At 44.4% G+C, this 25,108-nt stretch carries 22 protein-coding genes; 19 read left to right on the top strand and 3 right to left on the bottom strand.

Translation table 11 applies throughout. The features are described from left to right. The first annotated feature begins 125 nt into the window (after positions 1 to 125). From AC58P7_RS11650 to AC58P7_RS11600, 11 genes are all read left to right on the top strand, one after another. Entirely contained in the window at positions 126 to 1,511 is a 1,386-nt protein-coding gene (locus AC58P7_RS11650) for an amidohydrolase family protein (RefSeq protein ID WP_497342899.1), read from the top strand. Positions 1,512 to 1,538: 27 nt separating this feature from the next. Next, positions 1,539 to 2,534: an aromatic ring-hydroxylating dioxygenase subunit alpha gene (locus AC58P7_RS11645; protein WP_497342897.1), complete on the top strand. Its 996-nt coding sequence runs from the start codon at positions 1,539 to 1,541 to the stop codon at positions 2,532 to 2,534. A 203-nt stretch (positions 2,535 to 2,737) separates the two neighbouring features. Beyond that, complete coding sequence (locus tag AC58P7_RS11640) at positions 2,738 to 3,823, top strand: ABC transporter substrate-binding protein (protein ID WP_497342895.1); 1,086 nt, start codon at positions 2,738 to 2,740, stop codon at positions 3,821 to 3,823. A 36-nt stretch (positions 3,824 to 3,859) separates the two neighbouring features. Beyond that, a complete protein-coding gene (locus AC58P7_RS11635) occupies positions 3,860 to 5,239 on the top strand; it encodes an amidohydrolase family protein (RefSeq protein ID WP_497342893.1) in 1,380 nt (459 codons plus the stop codon). Positions 5,240 to 5,247: 8 nt separating this feature from the next. Continuing rightward, a complete protein-coding gene (locus AC58P7_RS11630) occupies positions 5,248 to 5,970 on the top strand; it encodes an NAD(P)H-dependent oxidoreductase (RefSeq protein ID WP_497342891.1) in 723 nt (240 codons plus the stop codon). 92 nt (positions 5,971 to 6,062) lie between these two features. Further along, positions 6,063 to 6,875, top strand: coding sequence for a creatininase family protein (locus AC58P7_RS11625; protein WP_497342889.1), 813 nt, complete (start codon positions 6,063 to 6,065; stop codon positions 6,873 to 6,875). Positions 6,876 to 6,912: 37 nt separating this feature from the next. After that, positions 6,913 to 7,719: an ABC transporter ATP-binding protein gene (locus AC58P7_RS11620; RefSeq protein WP_497342887.1), complete on the top strand. Its 807-nt coding sequence runs from the start codon at positions 6,913 to 6,915 to the stop codon at positions 7,717 to 7,719. Between the two features lie 21 nt (positions 7,720 to 7,740). Then, the gene (locus AC58P7_RS11615) at positions 7,741 to 9,084 is read left to right on the top strand and encodes an FAD-binding oxidoreductase (RefSeq protein ID WP_497342885.1); all 1,344 of its coding nucleotides are present in this window, start codon (positions 7,741 to 7,743) and stop codon (positions 9,082 to 9,084) included. Between the two features lie 132 nt (positions 9,085 to 9,216). Next, a complete protein-coding gene (locus tag AC58P7_RS11610) occupies positions 9,217 to 9,999 on the top strand; it encodes an ABC transporter permease (RefSeq protein WP_497343029.1) in 783 nt (260 codons plus the stop codon). A 39-nt stretch (positions 10,000 to 10,038) separates the two neighbouring features. Next, on the top strand, positions 10,039 to 11,280 hold the full coding sequence (locus AC58P7_RS11605) for an amidohydrolase family protein (RefSeq protein ID WP_497343028.1): 1,242 nt from the start codon (positions 10,039 to 10,041) through the stop codon (positions 11,278 to 11,280). A gap of 138 nt (positions 11,281 to 11,418) precedes the next feature. Next, on the top strand, positions 11,419 to 13,326 hold the full coding sequence (locus AC58P7_RS11600) for an ATP-binding protein (protein WP_497342883.1): 1,908 nt from the start codon (positions 11,419 to 11,421) through the stop codon (positions 13,324 to 13,326). Between the two features lie 44 nt (positions 13,327 to 13,370). Here the strand turns inward: AC58P7_RS11600 and AC58P7_RS11595 are convergent, their stop codons facing one another. From AC58P7_RS11595 to AC58P7_RS11585, 3 genes are all read right to left on the bottom strand, one after another. Further along, the gene (locus AC58P7_RS11595; RefSeq protein ID WP_497342881.1) at positions 13,371 to 13,610 is read right to left on the bottom strand and encodes an NHLP leader peptide family RiPP precursor; all 240 of its coding nucleotides are present in this window, start codon (positions 13,608 to 13,610) and stop codon (positions 13,371 to 13,373) included. 74 nt (positions 13,611 to 13,684) lie between these two features. Beyond that, positions 13,685 to 14,623 carry a hypothetical protein gene (locus tag AC58P7_RS11590; protein WP_497342879.1) on the bottom strand — a complete coding sequence of 313 codons (939 nt, stop codon included), beginning with the start codon at positions 14,621 to 14,623 and terminating at the stop codon, positions 13,685 to 13,687. After that, entirely contained in the window at positions 14,620 to 16,902 is a 2,283-nt protein-coding gene (locus AC58P7_RS11585; RefSeq protein WP_497342877.1) for an AraC family transcriptional regulator, read from the bottom strand. The genes AC58P7_RS11590 and AC58P7_RS11585 overlap by 4 nt, the downstream gene beginning before the upstream one ends. A gap of 274 nt (positions 16,903 to 17,176) precedes the next feature. Between AC58P7_RS11585 and AC58P7_RS11580 the strand changes: the two genes are divergently transcribed. The 8 genes from AC58P7_RS11580 to AC58P7_RS11545 all read left to right on the top strand — a co-directional run bounded on the left by AC58P7_RS11580 (position 17,177) and on the right by AC58P7_RS11545 (position 25,066). Beyond that, positions 17,177 to 18,100: an ABC transporter permease gene (locus AC58P7_RS11580; protein WP_497342875.1), complete on the top strand. Its 924-nt coding sequence runs from the start codon at positions 17,177 to 17,179 to the stop codon at positions 18,098 to 18,100. A 13-nt stretch (positions 18,101 to 18,113) separates the two neighbouring features. Continuing rightward, positions 18,114 to 19,004, top strand: coding sequence for a carbohydrate ABC transporter permease (locus AC58P7_RS11575; protein ID WP_497342874.1), 891 nt, complete (start codon positions 18,114 to 18,116; stop codon positions 19,002 to 19,004). 75 nt (positions 19,005 to 19,079) lie between these two features. Then, positions 19,080 to 20,675 (top strand): extracellular solute-binding protein, encoded by a 1,596-nt coding sequence (locus tag AC58P7_RS11570; protein WP_497343026.1) that lies wholly within the window; start codon positions 19,080 to 19,082, stop codon positions 20,673 to 20,675. Positions 20,676 to 20,806: 131 nt separating this feature from the next. Then, on the top strand, positions 20,807 to 21,247 hold the full coding sequence (locus AC58P7_RS11565; protein ID WP_497342872.1) for a MarR family winged helix-turn-helix transcriptional regulator: 441 nt from the start codon (positions 20,807 to 20,809) through the stop codon (positions 21,245 to 21,247). Positions 21,248 to 21,285: 38 nt separating this feature from the next. Continuing rightward, a complete protein-coding gene (locus AC58P7_RS11560) occupies positions 21,286 to 22,206 on the top strand; it encodes an AEC family transporter (protein WP_497343024.1) in 921 nt (306 codons plus the stop codon). A 97-nt stretch (positions 22,207 to 22,303) separates the two neighbouring features. Beyond that, positions 22,304 to 22,606: a hypothetical protein gene (locus AC58P7_RS11555; protein ID WP_497342870.1), complete on the top strand. Its 303-nt coding sequence runs from the start codon at positions 22,304 to 22,306 to the stop codon at positions 22,604 to 22,606. A gap of 34 nt (positions 22,607 to 22,640) precedes the next feature. Further along, positions 22,641 to 23,006, top strand: coding sequence for a DUF423 domain-containing protein (locus AC58P7_RS11550; protein WP_497343022.1), 366 nt, complete (start codon positions 22,641 to 22,643; stop codon positions 23,004 to 23,006). A gap of 194 nt (positions 23,007 to 23,200) precedes the next feature. After that, positions 23,201 to 25,066 (top strand): putative bifunctional diguanylate cyclase/phosphodiesterase, encoded by a 1,866-nt coding sequence (locus tag AC58P7_RS11545; RefSeq protein ID WP_497342868.1) that lies wholly within the window; start codon positions 23,201 to 23,203, stop codon positions 25,064 to 25,066. Positions 25,067 to 25,108 lie beyond the last annotated feature (42 nt).

The raw sequence follows: 25,108 nt of genomic DNA, 5'->3' as shown, positions 1-25,108 counted from the left end.
ACATATTTACAAGTGATGTTGACGCCATCTATGCTCCTGCATATAATTGTGTTAAATAACATAACACGAAATAATATTTTACATTATATATGTAATATTATATGACATTGAAGGGGGGCTGTCACATGACTAAAAAACTCATCTACAACGGAACTGTCCTGACGATGAATGCGACAAACAAAATCTTCAAACCTGGCTATGTCTACATGGAACACGATGTCATTTGTGAAGTAGGTGAATGGAAGTTAGATGGCAGTCTAGATCATCTACTTGCGGAAGCATCCTATCGCTATAATGCAGAGGGCATGGTCGTCATCCCAGGCATCGTTAATGGTCACACGCATCTATTCCAAACGTTCATGCGAGGTGTATCGGATCATTCACCGTTAGCTCAGTGGCTGAAGGAAATCATTTGGCCGATGAGTTTGGCGATGGAGCCGGAAGATTTCTATTTAGCTGCATTGATCGGATGTATTGAGAATTTAAAATCCGGCGCAACGTACATGATGGATCATCACTATATCCACACCTACCCAGAGAACGATGAAAGTGTATTAAGAGCGATGGTCGATTCAGGTATTCGCGGACATTTGGCTAGAGGCGGCTCCGACCAAGCAGGGGAAGTTCGCTTGCGGGAGTCGGGGGAGGAAATTTTCAACGCCACGGATCAATTGCTTGATAAATGGGAAGGTGCAGCGAATGGCCGCATCCGAATTGCGTTAGGACCACTCAATTTATACGGTTGTTCCCGGGAATACCTCGAACGAGCCGCCGTGTTTAGTCGAGACCGCAAGCTGATCTCTCATGTGCATGTCGCCGAAACGAGCGAACAGATTGAGACAACCATGGCGCGCTATGGGCTGAGGAATTTAGAACTATTAAATGAGGTTGGGTTACTTGGCGAACAGACGCAGGTCGTTCATGGTGTGTGGCTTGATGATGGCGAACTGGAGCTAATCAAAGAAAAGCAAGCTTCGGTCATTCATTGTCCCGTATCCAATATGTACCTAGCTTCCGGCGTTGCTCGCGTACCTGAAATGCTGCGAATGGGCATCAATGTAGCCTTAGGAACGGACGGACCTGGCAGTAATAACTGTCAAGATAACTTGGAAGTGTTGAAGTTCACGGCGTGCTTGCACAAGGTGAATGAGCTCGATGCGACGTTACTGCCGCCAATGGATGTACTTCGGATGGCAACCGTTAATGGGGCGAAGGCAGTTGGACGAAGCGATGATCTGGGTAGTCTGGAGCCTGGGAAAAAAGCGGATCTCGTTACTGTCGATATGATGAAATCTCATATAAGTCCTGTGCATCGCGCTTCTTCGGCCCTAGTTTATAATGCGAATGGCAACGACGTTGATCTCGTTATCGTTGGCGGGCAAGTTGTTGTGGAACATGGGAAAAGTACATGGATCGATGAACAGGAAATTTTAGTAAGAGCACAAGCCAGAGTTGACGTACTTAGAAGCAAGCTGGCGAGGCAGTACCCTATTTTCGCGAATCAGATGTAGATCTATTAATAAAGGAGGATGATTTCTATGGCACTACAACGTCTACATGATCCTGTACTTGAAAATGATTGGCATGCGGTGTACCTTGCGTCCGAGCTGAAAGATCAGCCTGTTGGTGTCATCATTTTAGGAGAAAGAGTAGCTCTATATCGCTCCAGCAAAGGCGTTCACGCCATGCAAGATCTCTGTGTCCATCGCGGAGCCATGTTATCCAAAGGTTGGGTGAAAGATGATGTGCTCGTCTGTCCGTATCATGGCTGGCAGTACGATTCCTCTGGACAATGTGTTTGTATTCCTGCACAGCCCAAAGGGGAGAAGATTCCGCTTCGAGCGAAAGCAGTCACTTACGCGTGTGAAGAGAAGTATGGCTTTATCTGGGTATGTATCGGTGAACCTGCCGCAGGGATCCCGCACTTTGAAGAGTTTGCGAATCCCGAGTACCATCCACTTCCATGTGGACCGTATAAGGTTGCGGCAGCTGGGACGCGTGTCATTGAGAATTTTACAGACTTCGCTCACTTAATGTTCGTGCATCAGGATTTACTGGGTCACCCGGACTACGCCGAGCTCCCAGATTTTCAGGTCGTGAAAGAAGAAGATCGCATCTATATCGAAAATATTCCGATTTTCCAGCCAGTGGCACATTCCGGTTCGGATAAAAGCGAAGGCACGACCTATGTCTATATGAAGGAAGTATATCGTCCATTGTCGGCTAGGCTGTCGAAGGCAGATCCAAGTAATGGTCAAACCTTATGGATTATGCTGACCGTGCTCCCTGTAGCTGCAGAAGAATGCGTCGTCTTCATGATGGTTTCCCGTAACTATGCGTACGACGTCGATGATGCCAATTTCATTAACTTCCAGGACATCGTGTTTGAACAAGATGCTAGAGTTATCGAGACACAAAAGCCTGAGCTATTGCCACTGGATCTCCAAGTTGAGCTCAATCATAAAGTGGATCGCTTCTCCATTGCGTACCGTCGTTGGTTGAAGGAGCTAGGCGTGGTCGTAGGGACAATTTAGCTTAATGTTCGGATTTTGGATGCGATATTTACTTTACAATAAACATACTGTTGGAAAAGTAATGAAAAGACGTACTTTTATTGTGTGAAAATACAAAACGTCAGCCTATTCGTTGACGGAAACAAGCCGTGAAACGTATATTTGACTCAAGGTTACAACAGATTTATAGACATAGAAAACCAAATATGGAGGGGAAGTTAACCATGAAACTCTTACACCGTACACGCACACTTGCAACGAAACGCCCTGCTGTCGTATCCCTAAGTTTAGTGATGATCTCAAGTTTGCTAGCCGCATGTGGAAGTTCGAGTACTCCTGTTTCTTCGTCAGCGCCAACAACAGCACCTACTACGGCGGCGGCGGCTTCTCCTGCAGCATCAGCAGCGCCGGCTGCTAAACCGATTATCCCATCAACTGTTGTATTGAACTGGTTCGCAGAGCCTGAGCATGGTGGGAATTTCGCAGCACTCGCCAAAGGCTATTACAAGGATGCAGGTTTTGATATGACCTTGATGCCAGGTGGTCCATCCGTTTCCGCTACACAGATTGTAGCTTCCGGTAAAGCCCAATTCGGGATGGCGAATGGTGATGATATTTTGGTAGCAAGACAAGAAGGAATTCCTGTTGTTGCCATTGCGACATCGATGCAGAAGAGTCCACAAGCTTTGTTTTATCATAAAGATTCCGGTATTAAAGATTTCGCTGATTTGAATGGTCATAAAGTGTATGTTGCCTCCACAGCGAGCTTCTGGCAGTTTATGAAGAATAAATTTAAATTGACTGGTGCGCAAGAAATGAAATATACAGGACAATTAGTGAACTTTGTAAGTGACAAAACGGCACTAACTCAAGGCTATGTAACTTCTGAGCCTTTCACACTGGATCAACAAAAGGTGGACTACGGTACTCTATTGGTAGCTGATTCTGGCTATAAAATTTATGCAGGCGTCTACTTTACAACGGAGAAAATGATTGCCGAGCATCCTGACCAAGTCAAAGCATTCGTGGAAGCGACTGTGAAGGGTTGGGATTACTACAAAGATCATTCCGATGAAATCAACCCAAGTATTCAAACAAAGAACCCCGATATGGGCCTAGATATGATGAAATTTAGCGCAGCGAAGGAAATGGACTTCGTGTTCGGCGGAGATGCAGCGACTAAAGGTACTGGTATCATGACCAAAGAGCGTTGGGAAGAAGTTCAGAAACAAATGGTGGAAGCTGGCGTTCTGAAATCGGCTGAGAGCATTGATAAAGTATTCACAACACAATTTTTACCTAAGAAATAAGCAATAAACAGTGGAAAACATCGGGAGGTGGCGGCATTGGCTTCTAACAACAATATCGATTTGTGTAATGTGCGATTACCATTATTAGATGAAAGGGATTTATTCCGTCTCTCGATTCGTGATGGCAGTTGGACACATATTCGGAAACAAGAAGTCGATGTCGCGGGTCCCGATGTAACCTCTTTAGAGACGTGGAAAGCGGATCAGCAAGTGCTGACCGAAGGGATTACAACCCTGGATCTTCAGGGCAAAATCGTACTGCCAGGCTTTGTCGATTCGCATATGCATCTCGACAAAGCGTTTTCTTTAACCACAGTGGAGAATATCAGCGGTACGTTGGAAGAGGCTGTTCGTAACTACTCGGCGGCATCGCCAACGTTCTCCAAAGATGAGATCAAAGCAAGAATGATTCGATCTGCTCTGCAGGCGTTATCCTTTGGCACCACACATATTCGAACACACTTGGATTTCAACTTAAAATACTCACGTGATATCGCCTTACGCACGATAGAAGCAGCCTTGGAAGCGAGGGAGGCGTTAGCTCCCTATATCACCCTGCAGCTCTTCCCGATGTGTCCCTTCAATTTCATGTCTCTGGATAATGAGGCTATTGAGGAAGCCTTACGCATGGGTGTCGATGGCATCGGCGGTGCACCGCATCTATCGCTTACACCGAAGGAAGATATTGATTACATTTTCAAAATGGCAGAGAAATACGATGTACCGATTGATCTACACTGTGACGAAACGGATAACCCGCAGATGCGAACTGTTGAATATGTGGCGGGGCGTACCAAAGAAGTAGGCTACGAGGGCAGAGTTACCGTAGATCACTTGTGTGCACTGGCCTCGATGACCGATGAGGATGCAGGCGGCATTATCGACAAGATGGCAGACGCCAAGCTAAAAGCGGTGTCCTTACCTGCGGTCAACCTGTATTTGCAAGGCAGACATGATGCGTTCCCTGTGAGACGAGGCGTTACACGGTTGAAGCAAATTCACGAGCGTGGCATTTCCATTGCAGTCGCTTCGGATAATATTCATGATCCTTTTCACCCTTTTGGGCGAGGGGATTTACTCCAAATAGCACTTATCAGCTCCTATGCTGCACATATGGGAAGACCCGCTGATCTTCGGACGCTGCTCCGGATGATTACAGAGGCTCCTGCACAAGTACTTGGGCTCTCAGCTTATGGCATTACAGAAGGTAGTGCAGCTAATTTTGTCATCGTAGATGGCAGCTCCATAGAAGAAATCTTTACCATGCTGCCAGAGCGCAGATGGGTGTACAGTCAAGGACGCTTTGTAAGATCACCTGGCGCCAAAGCCGAATGGAACAATCCTACCATAGCTCACTACTGGCAAGAGGCAAGTGAGGCTGTATCGTTTCAAAAGCATGAATTCGCGAGAGGGTGAAAAGTGGAATGGCTAACCTGTTGGTCATTTATTACAGTGCCTTCGGTCACGTCTATCAGATGGCGCAAGCTGTTGCAGACGGTGCCAGTCAATCAGGTGCGCATCCCGTGAGAATCGTGCGGATACCCGAAATGATTGCGGATACGAATCGTGTCATCAAGCAGGATAAAGATAGGCGCCCTGCAGAGAATGAGAAGATGTCAAGCACGTCTAGCCTTTCGAAGCAATTTCGTTTAACGGATCGTTATCAAAAGTATGAAGCAACACTCGCGCTGCAGAAGGATATTCCCATTGCGACAAATGATGATCTGCGTTGGGCAGATGGGATTCTATGGGGCTTCCCCACGTATTACGGCTCTATGCCGGCGCAAGTCAAATTGTTCCTTGAGATGGCCGGAGATCTTTGCATTGAGGGCGCCTTAGAAGGCAAACCCACTGGCATATTTAATAGTACAGCTTCGATCCATACTGGACATGAAGCAGCGATTTTAACAGCGATGGTGCCTTTGTTCCATTTTGGCATGATCTTCGTGGGACTTCCTTATTCTGAAAATCCTGAGTATTTAACCGCTGATGCGATCGGCTGCTCGCCTTATGGAGCATCGACATTAGCTGGGCCAGATAGTTCACTTTCTCCAGACCCTAGAGAACTGCTGATGGCAGCTCGATTGGGTGAGAGAGTGGCGGATGTTGCTGCAGCCTTAAAACAGTTCCAAGCTAAGAGGGCATAGATCTTTAAATTGGAAAGCTGAAGATCCGCTCTTCCATGAGCTTGGGTCTTTTTTCATAAAAGAAGCTTCAACATGACGAGGAGGTGCTCAGCATGACATTCAATCGATATCAAGGAAAAGCGTGGGATCGCTGCTTCTTCCCTCGCCTTAGTAAACTTCAAGTGGCTGAGATTCCCAAAGAAGATGCTCTTATCGTTCTGCCTGTCGGGGCAGTGGAGCAGCACGGTCCTCATATGCCGGTGTTTACCGACACGTTAATCTCCGAAGTATTGCTAACCGAAGCCTTCGACCAGCTCCCTGACGATGCGAATATTTGGTTGCTGCCAGCCATACCCTATGGAAAAAGTACAGAGCATCTAGGTCATGCAGGGACAATCACCTTATCGGCGACAACCTTAATGGCCGTTGTGATGGATATTGCTAAAAGCCTGCGGCGAAGCGGCTTTCAGAAGCTCGTTCTCGTTAACTCGCATGGCGGGAATACCGATCTGTTGAACATGATGGGCAGAGAAATTCGTATTGAAACAGGCTTGGCTGTGTTCCGGTTAGATCCTGGTGGGCTCGGCGGCGCAGACGAATGGATTACACCGCTGGAGAAGCAAGCGGGTATCCACGCCGGTGATATGGAAACTTCCATTGTGATGGCGGCGATGCCGCATTGGGTGCATATGGACGTAGCGCCAACGGAATATCCGAATTATCCGGACTCCCGCTATCTAGCCCTACGGAATCGATCCTTCGCATGGGTGATGGACGATCTCTCTTATACCGGCGTCTCCGGAGATGCAACAGCGGCAACAATCGCCAAAGGAACAGCAATGACTGAGAAGTACGGATCGTATATTGCAGAGGCATTGCTTGCCTTCCAAGCCTTCGACATGCAATCGCTCAAAATCAGCAAGTAGATCTGGCAAGCCAAAACACGTTTAGGAGATGAAGAACATGTCGAAAAATTCTTCTCTAATTGATACAGCAAGCCCAACACAAACCTCTGGTTCTACTTTCGTCAGCATGACGAATCTTTCCAAAACCTACCCGAATGGAACGATTGCGTTGCAGGATGTGAACCTCTCGATTCAAGAAGGCGAATTCTTGTGCTTCGTGGGCCCATCGGGGTGCGGGAAATCAACGATTTTCAAAATCATTACTGGCTTATCCAAACCGAGTAAAGGCTCATTGGATGTTTTCGGAACAACACCGAAGGAAGCTCGTAAGCAAAGCGACATCGCTTTCGTTTTCCAAGACCATACCCTATTGCCATGGTCAACGGTTGAGGCGAACGTCAAGCTCCCGCTTGAATTACGCGGTGTAGATAAGAAAACGCAGCAGCAAGAGGCTGAGCGAGTGCTTGAGCTTGTTGGCTTGAAGGACTACATGAAAGTACTGCCTCGCCAGCTTTCCGGTGGGATGAAAATGCGAGTATCCATCGCGCGTGCGCTAATCTCAAGACCAAAGCTGCTGCTGATGGATGAACCTTTCGGAGCCTTGGACGAAATTACGCGCCAAACGTTGCAAATGGAGCTGCTCAATATTTGGCAGCAGGATAAATCGATGACGGTGTTATTCGTCACTCATAACGTATTTGAATCGGTGTTCTTATCGACAAGTGTTGTTGTAATGACACCACGACCTGGTAAAATTTCTGCGCGAATTGATATTCCGATACCATTCCCTAGGGATGAAACGTTTCGAACAACAGCGCAATTTAGTGATTTAGTACGTGTTGTTAATGAAGCTTTGGAGCACTAAGACGAAAGGATGATGACAGCGATGTCCACGGAAGCGGAAGTAACCTGGGTTCACGAGATCGAGAATCAACTCGGTAAAGAAATTGTGTCGATCGATCAAGAAACAAGAGATAAGCTTTCCAAGGATTATTACTGGTATTCGCCTGTACTTAATCGTCAGCTGCAGGGGATAGCATCCGCTGATGTCGTCGTGCTGCCTCGTAATGAAGGTGAAGTGGCGGCGACTCTAGCATTTGGTTATCGCCATGGTATTCCGGTGACTGTTCGCGGTGCTGGGACTGGTAATTATGGTCAGGCCGTTCCCCTAGAGAAAGGTATTGTGCTAGATCTAAGCCGCATGGATGAAATCCTTGAGATTGGGCTTGGTTTTGCTCGTCTCCAATGTGGTGTTCGCTTGGGAGTTATCGATAAAAAGGCACGCGAAGTCGGACAAGAAATTCGCATATACCCTAGTACGTATGTGAAAGCGACGGTAGGAGGCTTCGTTAGCGGCGGTTCTGGCGGAATCGGTTCGATCACGCACGGCAACCTATGGGATGGCAACGTCTATGAAGCCGTTATTTATACGATGGAAGAAGCACCGCAGCGCCTAGTTGTTACTGGGCAGGAATTGTTTAATTATATTCACAATTATGGGACTACAGGCATTATGACCGAGGTTACCATTCCGCTTTCACCACGTACAGAATGGGCGCAGGCGATTGGGCAATTCCCTACCTTTGAGCAGGCGATGCAGTTTGGTGAAGCTCTGGCTCGTGAAGAAGCGATTCCCAAACGTCTCATTGCGCCGATGGAATGGCCGATTCCTTCCTATTTTGTACCATTTAACAAGGTGATCCTGCCAGATATGGCTGCGGTTATGTTGGAATTTGCGGAAGCAACACTGCGGTTAGTTGATGCACTTGCTAAACAATTTGGAGGACATATTGGTCATGTGATCGAGGCCAAAAATTACCGAAAAACGATTGGCGTGTCCGACTTCACGTGGAATCATACGACCTTATGGGCGATGAAAACGGACGCAGCTATGACGTATTTGCAAGCAGCTTTTAAAACGGATTGCTATTTGGAACAAATAGGGCAAATCAAATCGAAGTTCGGCGATGAAGTCTATCTGCATGTCGAATGGGTGCGCAGCGGCGGTGAAGTGACACCTTCAGCACTCCCTATTGTGCGGTTTACAACGGAAGAACGCTTATACGAAATCATCGATTTCTTTGAATCTATTGGTGTCAAAATATTCGATCCACATACCTGGGTGCTCGACCAAGGTGGTCGTGGCGAAGTAGGCAGTATGGAACGGAAGAAACGGGAGAATGATCCGAGAGGGCTTCTCAATCCTGGGAAAATTAATTGGAAGTCATAAAGAAGGGGGATATGTGCAATGGCTGTCGATTCTAAGTACCTACAAATACTACCTGATGAAATATTTCCTGCACGTGAGCGCGCAGCTTGGATGAGCCGCATGGAGGAAGGCGTGTCGTTTAGTCGCCGACTGATGCTGCTGCTCAAACAGCTTTTGCCACCTTTAGTTGCGTTTGTTGTGTTTATTGGGGGTTGGGAGCTTATCGCTGCATTGACGCATGCACCTGTGTATCTCGTTCCTAAACCGTCGGATATCGTGAAAGCAGCTATTGAGAACAGAAGCGGGCTCTGGGTGTCCGTACGAACAACAACCTTCGAAGCGGTTCTTGGTTTTATCCTTAGTATTATCCTGGGAATTGCAGGAGCGATCCTGCTTGCAAGCTCCAAATGGATCGAGAAGAGTGTGTATCCCTATGCGATCATTTTACAGACCATTCCCATTGTGGCGATTGCACCATTGATCGTCATTTGGTTCGACGCGGGTATGAATGCCATCGTGATCATCACGTTCTTAATTGGGTTCTTCCCGATGCTATCCAATACACTCATTGGACTTAACTCGACAGATCAAAATATGAGCAATTTGTTCTACCTGTACAATGCGAATGGCTTTCAAACGATGTGGAAATTACGTATTCCAGCGGCATTGCCTTATATCGTAGCAGGCTTGAAAATCTCTTGTACCTTGTCTGTTGTTGGTGCCATTGTTGGGGAATATATTGCAGGAATCGGCGGCGGTCAAGGTGGATTAGGCTACGCGATTACCTATGCAGCAGCTCGTTTGAAAACACCATATCTATTTGCTTGCGGATTATCAGCCTCTGTATTAGGGATCATTTTCTTCTTACTTGTCAATGCCTTCGCCAAATGGCTGCTTAGCTCCTGGCACGAATCTGAAATGAAGCGTGATAACTAATCGTGTAACTATGGCAAGGAGGTGATTGGGTTGCTGGATATGGTCTATCGGCATGTGCGCTTATTAGGTGATGCCACCTACAAAGGGCCCGTTGATATCGGCGTTAAAGATGGTAAAATCGCCCAAATTGGCGAGATTACTCTTCATGGCGAGCGAGAAGTGGATGGCACGGGACACCTGCTGCTGCCACCCTTCGTTGAGTCTCACATCCATTTGGATACGGTGTTAACAGCAGGAGATCCTGCATGGAATGAGAGCGGAACGTTATTCGAAGGCATAGGTTTATGGCAGCAACGTAAGCTGACACTCACTTATGAGGATGTCATGGCGCGTGCAGAGAAGGTGCTTCGTATGCAAATCGCAGCGGGAATCCTTCATGTTCGCTCGATGGTGGATATTTCGGATCCTACCCTGACTGCGCTGCGGGCAATATTAGCATTACGTGAGCGTGTGAAGCCTTATATGAATGTGCAGGTTATCGCATTTCCGCAGGATGGCATTCGTGCCTGTCCAGACAACGAGCGACGGCTCGAACTTGCTTTGGAGCTTGGCGCAGATGGCCTAAGTGCGGTCCCGCATTTGGAGCCGACACGATCAGAGGGAGAGGCGTCCCTGGAAATCTGCTTCCGATTGGCCGAGAAGCATGGGTGCTTTGTCCATGTCTTCTGCGATGAGATGGATGACCCCCACTCCACCTTCTTGGAAAATGTCGCTCATTTAGCCATACGTACAGGCTTAAGGGAAAGAGTAACAGCCGCTCATGCGAATGCGACAGCGTATTACAGTGAAGCTTACTTCCAGAAGGTAATTGGCATCGTCGCAAGATCGGGCATTCATATCGTATGCTGCCCGCTGATCAATAGCGCCATGCAGGGGCGATTCGACAATAATCCAAAAGGCCGTGGTATTGCTCGAATAAAGGAAATGTGGTTGGCTGGCATTAATGTGAGTATTGCCCACGATGATATTCGGACGCCTTTCTATCCGCTCGGCACGGGGAATATGCTGCAGGCTGCCCATATGGCTGCCCATCTTGCCCATATGACGGGGCGCGAAGAACTATCAGAACTTGTTCGTATGATTACCATTCGAGCCGCCAAAACGTTACAACTCAAGGATTATGGCATTGGATTAGGATTACCTGCAAGCTTTATTATGCTGCCAGGGGAGAATGAAATGGATCTTGTTCGCGGACAACCCCCATCTCGCAATGTCGTAAGCCACGGTCAGCTCATCACCGAAACCTTGCCAGCCAAAACCTTCTGGTTTACTGACAATTAAGGAACGCTTGCCTATATCCACGAGGTAGGCGTTTTATTTTGTTTATAGAATGTTTACCCTTTGAAGAAGGAATGCCCAGAACCCCGTCGAATTAAATTAATGTAAATTACTTACAGGCTTCTGGGGGAAGGTGAATACATGCATCGATTGCTTCAAATACATCAATTACGATGGAAAACATGGTTGGTTATCCTTATTGGCGTCATATTTATGGCTAATCATGCGATGGTGGAGCAACCAGAAAGCATGAAAGCGATTCCAAAATGGGGGATGAAATGGGCGAGCCCCGATGACAAGGTTCAAGATATCATGGCTGCTTCACGTGCAGATCAGTGGATGACAATTGCAAGTGGAGCGGAGATGCCGGATAAGCCAAATGAAGTTTCTACAGCTTGGGTTCGCATCCAGCTACCGCAACAGCTTCCTAAGGACTATGGCATGTATATTGATCGTATATATGCGCAGCAGCTGTCGGTGTATATAGGTGATCGACTCCTGCAGGAAGTTAATTTTGACTTTCCCTATGATCAGCAACACAGTTTATTTCCAATTAGCGCTGAGGATCGGGGGGGGAGCGTTTATTTAAAGCTTCAGACATCCATGGATCGACTAGGTATACAATCTGATATCCGTGTAGATCATTATTCAACCCTGACACGAACATATATTTTCCGAGATTTACAGAATATTATTCTCGGATTTGGTTTTCTTTTTATAGCAGTGATCATGCTCATTTGTTCCTTCTATTTGAAACAAATTGGGCGGGCTACATGGATTTCTCTGAGCTTAATCATACTAACGCTGGGCACAATCTTTCTTACGTATTCCCCATTTCTTTATGCTAATTTCACCCAGTTTGGGGATTTATTCCTCGATATATTCGATATTTCTTTGGCGGTATTGTTACCCTCACTCACTTACTTTTTTGAGAAAATATTCGACAATGGCAGATTTAAATGGATTCGTATTTTTCGTAAATTTCAAATTGGTTATTCGTCTTTCTGCATTATCATAATCCTATTTAATCAACTCAATCATTATCAATTTACCCAAGCGTATCACTTGTTTACAGTTACCGTACTAGGTGCAGTTATGATTTTCCAATTTATCATTATTATTGGTCTATCCATTGTTTTTGTAATACGAGGTAACAGAGAGGCAGTTATTTTCTCTTCAGGATTCGCTATTTTCGCTTTGATGGGGACGTTTGATCTCATTCTTTACTATGCAAATAATCAAAAGTATCAGTTTTTCCTATGGAAATTTGGTGTGGTTGGATTTATTATTGCACTTATCGTCATTCTGGGCAGGCGCTTTGCGATCAATCAGGAGCAGATGTCCAACTATTCGAAGGAACTCGAGTTTTATAATCATCAGCTGCAGCTTTCTGAAAAAATGGAAATGATTAGCTCATTAGCGGCATCGGTCGCTCACGAAGTGAGAAATCCGCTTCAAGTCACACGGGGGTTCTTACAGCTTGTTGCTGCTAGAACGGATGACAAGAACAAGGAGTATATGACCATAGCGATTGAAGAACTAGATCGGGCTTCCGTCATTATTACAGATTTCCTGACGTTTGCGAAGCCGCAGTTGGATGAAATCGTGGAATTGAATGTGAGCAAGGAAATTAGTCAAATAGAAGGTATTATTATGCCCTTAGCGACGCTGAATGGTGGACGGATTACAGTTAGCGTGCCTTCTGATTTACACATCTATGGGAATTCTTCAAAGCTTAAGCAAATTTTGATCAACATTATCAAGAATAGTATCGAAGCGTTTCAAGTCGATGGGCAAATTAATATTTGGGCTTATGAAAAGAATGATGAGGTATTTATCCATATCAAGGATAACGGTGAGGGGATCGAGCCCATACAGCTAGCGAAGCTAGGTGAGCCCTATTATTCGACGAAAACGAAGGGTACAGGGTTAGGCTTGATGGTCACATTCAGGCTGATCGAAATTATGAAAGGGCATATTGAGTTTAAAAGTCAAAAATATTTAGGCACAGAGGTTATTATGCGCTTTCCTATTGTGAAGATGATGTGAGAAAAGAAAAGGTGTTCCGCTAGTTGCGGGACACCTTTATTATTTTACCATACGCCTTCTGCACCATTGGATGTGACCAAAATCTTAGCTGGATTTGTAGGGATTACTAGAACAAATTCTGTCGAAGTTTCTTCAACAGCTTTAACCTTAATGTCATCTGGAAGTGTAATGTTAAATGCTTGTTTCAGCGCTGCTTTCGGATTGGACAAAAGTTGTTGTTTAAAGGCTTCATCTTCCCAAGCTTTTTGAATAATTTTGGCTTTTACGCTTTCATTTGTGGACATTCGTAATCACTCCTAGTCATTTGGGTAATTTTACCTACAAATAAAAGTATACCATGGAAATACCTATTTATCTATCAAAATCTATCAGAATTAGACAAAAAATAGTAGAACCCGCCAGAGACTAACGCTGCCCTGCGTTCTTTAATTTCGCGGGCTACGCGATGGATATTTTGAACAAGAGAATCATGGAAAGCTACGAGCTGTTCCATGCCAACAGATAGGCTTAGCAGATGTTCATGATGTGAATCAGCAATTCCCCCATAAGCTGCAAAAAAATCGTGGACGTATAGCTGCTGTTTGACCATATCCAGGGTAAGCGCATTTGACGTCAAATACTGCAATTGCTTGCGGATGGAGGCTAATAGGCAATTATACGATCCCTCCTCTAGATCCTCTTCCCAGTCAGCCCAGTCATCTAACATTTGGAGTGTCACAAGTGTTTGTTCAACGGCTTCTGTGACAACAGGGATGAGATGAGCTTGATTGGCGAGGAGAAGAGCGCCTGTGCTGGCATTTTTGACAGGGCTGGCTTTCTTGGCAATCTGCCTTTTATCCTCATGAAAGTAATCGGATTGAAGCTCATTCGTTACACTCTTCGACCATTCTAAGATATATGTTTCGTAATAGCCCCAGAAAGGGGAACTGGAAGGAAAGAGCTCTCGATAAATGGAAAGAAATTGGACATGAAATAAGTTAGCGAGCGGCAGCTTGCTCGTGTGTTCCCCTTTGGCAGCGTCCATAATATCGTCTTGAATGAAGTAATACAGCATGACAAATACATTTGCTAACGAAAGCTTGTTGAACTCTTCGGCAGTCAGTTCACATATATCTTCCATCCAATACGGAAGAAGATAACAAATATAATTTTTGCTGCTGCCTTCATGACTCGCGTCAAACTTAGCTAAATAGGCAAGTCCTAACTGGTCCAAGGGAGACGGGAATTGGCGTACAATTTCCCTTGCCTCTGCAAAAATAACATGGAGTTGTTTTTCGTGAGACTGTAACCAATTCATCGTTCTTCAATCCCTTTCTGGATGAGGGTATTTTCATACTTGAGCTGCTTGCGGAAATCGTTAGGTGTAATGCCATTATACTTCTTAAATAAGCGATAAAAATAGGAATCACTCGTGAAGCCGGTCTTCTCTGCAATTTCAGCAACGGATAACGATGAGTTTAAAAGCAGATCTTTGGATTTATTCATACGGACATCTTGAATCACATCGGTAATGGCGACCATCGTGTGTTGTTTGTACAAGCGGCTAATGTAGATCGAAGACATCGCGAGTTCATCTGCAATAGAGTTAAGAGACAGGTTCTGATTCGCATAATCCCGATCAATGATGTCATTCATTTTTTTGATGAGCTCTACATGCTTGGAGCTTCGTTTTTCATCAAGCTTTTTCTGAAGCTGCTTAAATAAATCAATGAATTGCGCATTTATTTCTTCAATCGTTTCTACATGGGTCAGTGAAGCTACAGCTGCATCCAAATAGAGGGGAAAGGCAAGCGCGTTATTCTTATTGATGGTCGTTAACACGTTATTAACGGTTAACGTCAGATGGGAGATGGCCAAATGAACGACCGTGTAAGGATACAGGGATGTTTCTTTCACGATGTCGGTATAAATGATTTCGGCTTCTTCTGAATCGCCGGTCATGAGGCAATCGACCAGTTGTTTTTCTTTCTGAGATGGGAACTTGTACTCTTTGGTACGATAAGCAATGATTTCATCTGACCAAATGATACATCCATGGCCTCTAAACAAACGATGATAGGAGGCTTCTAAAAGCTGTTTGTAGAGTTGAAAGCATTGTGTGGCTTCATCCTGCAGCGGGCTTACCGTCATAGAGACGGATAACTTGATGAAGGAAGCAATCGATGTTTGCATGCTGTGGAGCAGCTCTGTGAAAGCATCAGGATCCCACTTGAAATCAGCTTCCGTAGCGGAAAGAAGCAAAATAACATGATCATCTCCCATATCAATGCCTTCCGCGTGAAAGGTGGAGGAGCTGATTTCTGTACAAATATTCATGACCGCATAGCGTAGCAAGGTGAATTGATCCTTATAGGTGCGGATGTTTTCTTCATAGGCATCCATTTTTACCATGAGAAGTAAGGAAGGATGTCCGATCGTGATTTTGGAACCGAAATACGTTAATTTCGATTGTAAGGCATCGGGGTGATACGCATCTCTTCCCAGAATAATATTTCTCAGGAAATTTTGACGTAAAATTTGAAGATTGTCCCGCTTTTCAATTTCTAACGTTTTTAAGCTTCGAATCACTTTATCAATGGGATCGAATAATTTTTTGGACATAAAGAGTGAAATTAGAAGCCCAACAAGCAGAATGCTAAGTGAGATATAAATCGTTTTGGCACGCATGTCCTTGATCTCTTTGGTGATAATCGTGTATGGGGTCGTACGAACGTAACGCCATCCCAGAGAATCAGGAGCTGTATACGAAATTAACGACTTCGTCTTATTTACGTTGTCTACCAAATAGCCTGGTGAGGATGCATTGGCCAGAATTTTCTGGATGTAACTTTTATCCGCATAATTGGTTAGAACGGGATTTGTCCCATCTGTAGAGATCAGTACGCCTTCTTTATTAATAATAAATTCATTGCTTGCGCGATTGTTTGCGAAATTTTTCAAGGATTTATTGAAGAAGGACTCCGAAATATTAACAACAACGGCAGAATTCAAGGATTTAATCGGATTAATGGCATCGTAGCACAAATAGGAATAGATCCCGGCAGTTGTGGACTGGAGTGTGCTTACATCTGTTGTTTTGAAAGATCTTGGAATCGGCAAGAAAGGGATATAATCTTGAAAATGATCCAGAATATCGACCATACTGGGATCGCCTAGGTTCTCTTTTGTTTGGATACCGCTCTGAAAGTTGTTCGAGCTGACGTAGAAAAGCTCTGATGTTCCGTTATACACATAAATTGAATCGATGAAAGGCATCGCTAACCGATATAAATTCAGTTGCGCCATACTGCCTTGGACATCATAAATATCTGGTTTATCGTAAAACAGCAGTTTGCTGATCACAAAGTCACGATAAATTTGAAAAGATAACGATGTTGCTGTCTCTGTAATAGTACGAATTTCTTGACTCGTTTGCAGCAAGGAGTTGGAATCCGATTCATACACTTGCTTAAGCGCAATGTTGTCGAAATTGACGTAAAGAATGGTAGAGGAGACAAGCAGTGTAATGACAATGGACAAAACAATACTGAGTAATATGTTGCGATACATAAATTTGCTCTCTTGATTACGAAGCATGCGATCCGTCTCCCCCTTTTGTAGAAAAAGTATATCCCAACTATATACTGCATGCAATCCAATCGGATAGCCCTGGGGGCTGAAAATGCACTAGAAAAGCCAGATTATCCATGAAAGTTTACATTGTGCATACGCAAATAAGGCGATTTCTGGTTGGTTCGTTCATAAATGTTAGCAGATCTTCAGTATCGCAGACGGAACAAATCTGTCTATAATTCGAGTATGGCAACTGACACACAACACAGGACATATTAACGCAGGGAGGTTTTACAGCATGATCCGGAAGAAAGGATTCTTCTATGAGTTAAACAAAAATAAATTGTTGTTTCTCATGATAGCCCCAACATTGATCTTCTTCTTTATTAATTCGTACGTACCGATGGTAGGGATCTACTTCGCATTCACCAGATTTGACTTTAATGGGGGGCTTTTCGGAAGTCCATTTGTAGGATTGGAGAACTTTGCCTTCCTATGGAAGTCAGGTGTTCTGTGGACATTGACGCGAAATACGGTGGCTTATAACCTGGCATTTATCGTCTTCTTAAATGTGGCGGCAATCTTTTGCGCCATTCTATTAAGTGAAATGACGGGAAAGTTCTTCAAGAAACTTACACAGTCCGTGATGTTCTTACCTTATTTTATTTCATTTGTTCTCCTGAATGCAATCGCATACAACATGTTTAATTATGATACTGGTTTTGTGAATACCACGCTTAAATCTTGGGGCTCGAATCCAATCGACATTTATAACACACCATCTGCATGGGTATTTCTACTAATCATGTTCTACGTGTGGAAAAATGTGGGCTATACCATGGTCATCTATCTAGCCACGATAACTGGCATTAGTGATGAGTATTATGAGGCTGCTACGATCGACGGAGCGAATATTTTTCAGCGGATCTGGTATATAACGGTTCCGATGTTGAAGCCTACTTTCATTATACTGCTTTTATTTTCACTCGGTAGTATTATGAAAGGTCAATTCGATCTCTTCTATCAATTAATTGGGAATAACGGCATTCTGTACAACACGACGGACATCTTAGATACGTATGTATTCCGCTCTTTGAAGGTTACTTTTGATATCGGGATGGCGACATCTGCCGGATTGTATCAGTCTATTTTCGGCTTTGCCCTAATCATGACAGTGAATTATCTAATCAAAAAATCAAATGACGAATATGCACTTTTCTAGGAGGTGATTGTACTTGCGAACTAGAGGAATTGATTCCGTAACATTTAACATCATTGCTTATCTTGTTATTATCGCGATTTCTGTCATCTGTATTTTTCCATTCCTACTCATCGTATCCGGGTCATTAACGGACAATGAATCGATTATACGCGATGGATATCACCTCATACCGAATAGCTTTTCTTTGACGGCTTACAAGGCTGTTCTAACCTTCCCAGAAAAAGTATTAAGAGCCTACGGGGTTACGATCTTTGTTACGGTGGTAGGGACGGTACTGGGGTTGTTCATGATGACGATGGCCGGCTATGTCCTGCAAAGAAAAGATTTTAAATATCGGAATAAGCTTTCCTTCTATATCTACTTCACGACGCTTTTCGGTGGCGGCCTTGTCCCATGGTACATCATGATGACGAAATATCTGCAATTAACAGATACGTATGCAGCGTTGATTTTCCCAGGGCTTATGTCTCCCTTTCTCATTATATTAATGCGCAGTTTTATTAAGTCTTCTATCCCCGAAGAACTTACAGAGTCTTCTAAGATTGACGGGGCGAATGATTTTACGATTTATTATCGTGTAGTACTGCCTCTGGCTATGCCTGGGATTGCCACAGTTGGATTATTCCTGGCTTTACATTATTGGAATAGCTGGTTCTCCACATCACTCTTTATTAATGATCAGAGTAAATACGAGCTGCAGTATTTCTTGTATAACATCATTAACACGGCAGCGGCAATTTCAAGTCTAGGTGTAAGCACAGGTGCAACCATGAGTCAGGAAATTCCGACGGAATCAACGAAATTAGCTATGGCTATTATCGTAACAGGACCGATTCTATTCCTGTACCCATTCGTTCAACGTTTCTTCGTAAAAGGCCTAACGATAGGCGCTGTCAAAGGTTAGAACTGAAACGGAATCATTCCGTCAGCTAACATAGATTGTTGTACCCATTTTAAATTTGCTTAAATAAAAGGGAGGATTTACATGAAAAGAAATACGAAGAAGATGTATAGTGTGTCAGTGGCCATTGCGCTTGCCGGATCCGTAGTTGCAGGATGTAGCAGCTCCACATCCACAAGTTCTCCGAGTCCTTCCGCAGCAGCTGCAACGAAAGCGCCAGCAGCTACGGCAGCGGCAACTTCACAGGCGACAGGACTAGATATTTCCAAGAAAGTGGAATTGCAGTTCTATATGTTAGGGCCTGCTCCGAAGGATCTACCTGTCATTGAAGAAGAAATTAACAAGCTAGCATTGAAAGATTTGAATGCGACTGTCAAATTTAATTTCACAACATGGACAGATTGGGATCAGAAGTATAAGCTGCTCTTATCCTCCGGTCAAGCGGTGGATCTGATCTTCACAGCGGACTGGACACAATACCAAGCCTACGCGAAAAAAGGTGCTTTCCTGGCTCTCGATGATTTGCTTCCTAAAGCAGCACCTAAATTGAATAGTTTTGTACCGAAAGATATGTGGGACGCTGTTAAAATTGATAACAAAATTTACACGGTTCCTGCTACCTACAAAGAGTATGTAACTACGGGCTTCATCTGGCGTGAAGATCTGAGAGAGAAATATAATTTGCCTAAGCCGGATTCCCTAGCTAATTTCGAAGCGTACCTGGCAGGCATCAAGAAAAATGTCCCTGATATGGTGCCATTGGCAGCGAATAGTGACGTTAAAGGCAGTCTTTCCGATCAATATAAAAACTTGACGATTGATCCTGTCGGAGCTCTTCCTTACGGCATGAACATTTCGTACAAAAATCCAAATGACGTTACCTCTTATTGGGGATCTCCAGAGCAGCTGAATGAGCTGAAAACGTTGAAAAAATGGCAGGATAGCGGTTATATCACGAAGAACGTCCTGAATACGAAGGATGCCATGACTGACTTGATTACAAGCGGTAAAGCGGCAGCAAACCTTGGAGATAACCCTAGCCGCTTTAACGATCAAAAGCTTAAAATCGCATCTACGCACCCAGATTGGAAGCTTGAATACTACCCAGCTCCAATGATTAAAGGTCATGCTGAGCCTGTTCACCCTATTCATAATGGCTTCGCTATTCCAAAAAGCAGTAAAAACCCAGAGCGTGCACTTGCGTTCTACGAAAAAATGGTAACGGACAAAACATACAATCAATTAACAGAGTACGGTATCTTAGGCAAAAACTACACAGTTGATAATGGCTACTACACAATGATCGGTGACAGCAACAGCAACGGTTTCCCTAGAGAAGCTATGCAGGGCTGGGCTTGGAGAAATCCTGAGTTTATGGTGTTCGACAAAGGCTATGATGGCGTGAAAAAGATCTTCTCTGATCTAGATAAAATTGCGACTCCTGATAAATTTACAGGCTTTGCAGAAGACTATACTAGCTATCAAGCTGAAAGAGCGGCGTTAGAGCAAGTGGAGAAACAATACTTGTATCCACTTGAAGCAGGTCTGGTTGCAGATGTTGAAGGCGGACTGAAAACATTTATGGAAAAAGCGAAAGTAGCTGGACTTGATAAAATTCAAGCTGAATACAAGAAGCAATGGTTGGAGTATGTGAAAACTGCTGGTATTAAATAAGCTTAAATAAAGTAAAAGGGCGCCCTTCTGCAGGGCGCTCTTTGCCTTATATGTTGACAGTTGGAGGCTTTTTGTTTAAATTGGAAGCAAATCGATTGTTCACAATAAGACGGAGGGAAAGGAAACGGCCAATGAGCAGTAGTGAGTTTTTGAAGCTGGAGAATCAGCTATGCTTTAGCTTGTATGCAAGCTCGAGAGCGATTACCCGTATGTATCGTCCATTTCTCGAGGATCTAGGCATCACCTATCCGCAATACCTCGTCCTGTTAGTACTCTGGGATCAGAAGGAAAGTACGGTGAAAGAGCTGAGTGAGAAGCTCGACTTGGATTCGGGGACGCTGACACCAATGCTCAAACGCATGGAGGCGCAGCATCTGCTTGTGCGGAAGCGTTCGCAGGAAGATGAACGCGTAGTGCTCATTCACATCACAGAGGCGGGACTAGCCCTCTATGAGAAGGCGCTGTGCATTCCACAGACGCTATTTGCTGCTAGCGGTATGTCACCGGAAGAAATAACGAATTTCAATCTGCAATTGAAGCGAATTATAACTAGCGTGAATGCCCATCCGTAAAATGCAGTTAGGGATTCTCGATGAATCGAGGCTTTGAAATGAATTATTTCGTGTATATTTTAGTCAATAACATCGTGCCTATTTGTATTATGATTGCGATTGGCGTGACTATGTATCGCGCCTTTCGCATTGATATTCGAACACTCTCCAAGCTGAATTTCTATGTTTTTTCACCTGCGTTAGTTTTTGTAAAGCTCTATGAATCCGAAATAAGTATGTCCATCCTCATGCAGGTACTCTTATTTTTTGTCATTTTCTTTAGTCTGCTGTTCGCGATCATTGAAGTGATCATTCGTATTCAGAAGCTTCAGCGCGGCATGCGGATTGCAATGCGAAATAGTGTGATTTTCTATAACAGTGCCAACTATGCGCTGCCGCTGAATCAAACGGTATTTGCCGGCAATGCCTATACATTAGCGATTCAAATTGTCATCATGATTATGCAGACGCTCATCCCCAATACCTATGGCATTTACTCGTTAAATGCACATAAAGCTTCGTGGAAAGCCACGATGAAAACGATTCTATCGCTACCGGTTATTTATGCGATTCCTATTGCCTTGCTGCTGCGTTATTACCATGTACCCGTACCAGCCTCTATTCATCTACCGTTGACCTACATATCGAATGCCTTCATGGCGACAGCACTGTTAACCTTAGGTGTACAGCTTGGCGCGATGAAATGGGAGTTTCACTTTTCGAATGTGCTTTTGTCGAATGTGCTTCGATTAGCGATCGGGCCGCTGCTTGGATTCCTAGTTGTTTGGATGCTGGGGATTGAGGGCTTGACAGCAAAGGCATTAATTCTATCCTGCGCCGTTCCTACATCACTAAGCAGTGTACTGCTGGCCATAGAGTATGAAAATGAGGCGGAGTTTTCTTCGCAGGCTGTTTTTACATCGACACTATTTAGCATGTTTTCGATTCCGATTGTGATTTATTTGTTGGATTTTATTTGAACATTGAGGGGAATCATAAAATTAGCAGGAATTTCGACAATTTTTGGCGAATGGGTACTTATACCTAAACTTATCCAATTCAAGGGGGATTTTTTCCATGCGGTATCAATTTTGCCAGTATGTCACGATTGTCGATATGAATGATGAGATTTTGTCTGAGGTTTTATATGAACATGGGGAATTTGAATCTAACGCAGTCTCGATTGGCTCCTCTGTTCTTATTCATCAGCTTGCACTGAAGCAATTCGATGTTGTCTATGACAAGCGTGAAGGCAAGACTACGCGATATAAAATTGAGGATATTGAAGTTAATTTAATTGAACAACCTACGGTAACGCGTGTTTTCTTGGAGCCTGTTCGATTGATTGTAGGTCAACATGATATTGGTGAAGTTGAGTAATTTATTATCGTTGTGAAAGGGAATAGGTCTTATGATGAAACTGTTTATGCTGATTGGAAGCTTAAATGCCTTCCTTTCTGTCGCATTAGGTGCGTTCGGCGCCCACTATTTAAAAACGAAAATTCCCGATAAGATCGATGTCTTTCAAACCGGGGTCCATTATCACATGATTCACGCGGTTGCGTTACTCGTAATCGCACTCCTGTCGGACAAGCTGGGAAATAACGCGATGGTGAACGCTTCGGGATGGGCCATCTTTATCGGGATCATCTTGTTCTCCGGTAGTCTCTATGCATTAAGCTTAACGGGCCTTAAGGTCTTCGGACCTATTACACCGCTGGGCGGACTTAGTTTTTTGGTAGGCTGGATCCTTCTAGCCATAGCTGCACTTAAAGCGTAACAGGGAAGAGAGTCGGAGAAATCTGGCTCTTTTTCGTATTTTATGGCAGGTAAGCAGGAAAAGGCACGACCTTTGTAGAAAGAAAGCAATGATTGGAAACGAGATCGTGATTTGTAATCGAAATATGGGAGCAAGATCGGATAGAGATAGAATGCTTCCCTTACGAAGATAGAACCATATAAGGAGGCGCATTAGTGAAAAGTCGGCTCTATATTGGCGTATATGTTGTCGCGGCCATATTCGTTAGCATTGTTGTAAAGCCGTACGCCCCTTGGATTTGTCTCTTGGGCGCACTTATATTGCTTTACCTTCTGCGTACGAATTGGACACTGCGGCAACAACCTATATCCAAGGAATTGCCAAGGGATCATGCGTATCTCAGTGTGTTGGATTCCCTGTTTGAACATAACCCAAATGCAATAGGTATCTTTAATGAAGAGGGCAGATTCATTCGGATGAATCAAGCGGCAGAATCGATACTGGGTTACTCGGTCAAAGAGCTACTATATCAACCATTTACGAGCATTGTGACGGAAGAACAACTGAAACGAACAGAGCTGCATTTGCAACAAACGGGTAACGGTGTCCCCTATACCTTTGAGACCTCTGTGCATCATCAGCGCGGTTATCGCGTCGATTTGCATGTAACAGCGGTCCCCGTGGATATTCAACATCATTCCAAAGGGAATATCCTGATCTGTCAGGACGTTACGGAACGTAAACGTGGGGATGAGCAGGTCCGTTATATGGCTTACTACGATGATATGACGGGGCTTCCGAATCGGCGGTTATTTAAAGATCATTTGAACGAACGACTTCGTATATTCAAAGCGGATGGGCATAAAGTTGCGGTGTTTTATTTAGATATTGATCGCTTTAAGCTTGTGAATGACAGCTTTGGCCATGATTATGGGAACATGCTGCTGCTTCAGCTTGCTGAGCGATTCACCCGGTGCGTGACTGCAGATGATTTCCTGGCACGGACCGAAGGTGACGAGTTTGCCTTCTTCTACTCAAATGTTGCAGATGTGAATGATGTTATGAGTGTAATCGCGGAAATCAATCGTGTATTAGAGAAGCCATTCCTCCTAGAGCAATACGAGCTGCATGTGACAGCAAGCATTGGTGTTGCGATTTCCTCCGAGGATACGGATGAGGCGGATCTGTTAATGAAATATGCGGATATTGCATTAGCTAGGGCCAAAGAGAAGGGCAGAAACGATTTCCAGATTTTCAATACGGACATGAAGTCAGTATCAATTAATCGACTGAGGCTTGAAAATGAGCTGCGCAGAGCGCTAGTTAATGAGGAATTCGTTCTTTTCTACCAACCCCAGGTTGATATTGAATCAGGGCGAATTGTTGGAGTAGAAGCTCTAATTCGTTGGCTGCATCCGGAAAGGGGTATGGTCATGCCGAATCATTTTATTCCATTAGCAGAAGAAAGCGGTTTGATTGTACCCATCGGCGAATGGGTACTTCGCGCGGCATGTAAGCAAAATAAGATATGGCAGGATGAAGGGTATCCGCCTATCCCAATCTCGGTAAATTTATCCATGCGGCAGTTTTTCCAGCATAATCTGAAAGGGAAAATTAGTCACGTTTTAGAGCAGGCAGGACTTGATCCGCAATATTTGGAGCTCGAAATTACCGAAAGCATGACCATGGATGTAGACCATGCGATTCAATCACTATTGGAATTGAAAGAGCTTGGTGTGAACGTCAGCATTGACGATTTCGGTACAGGCTATAGCTCGCTTTATTATTTGAAGAAGTTCCCGATTGATAAGCTGAAGATTGATCGTTCCTTTGTGCGTGATATTATGGTGGATCCGAATGACGCGGCCATTGTTGCTACAATTATTGCAATGACGCACCATTTGAATCTGAAGGTCATAGCGGAAGGTGTCGAGACGGAAGATCAATTGAACTTCTTATATCAGAACCGTTGTAACGAGGTCCAGGGATATTGGTTCAGTCCTCCCGTTGCGCGGGTGAAGCTTGAGCATATGCTTAAGCACGGTATTTCAGTAGCAACAGCTGCAGCATCAGGCGAATAGAAAAAGGTACCTTTGCGAATTGCCAGCAAAGGTACCTTTTTT

It is taken from the genome of Paenibacillus sp. J22FR5 (genome assembly GCF_059691975.1).
Note: the sequence above shows the minus strand (reverse complement) of the source record. Positions and strands in the feature narration are given on the sequence as shown.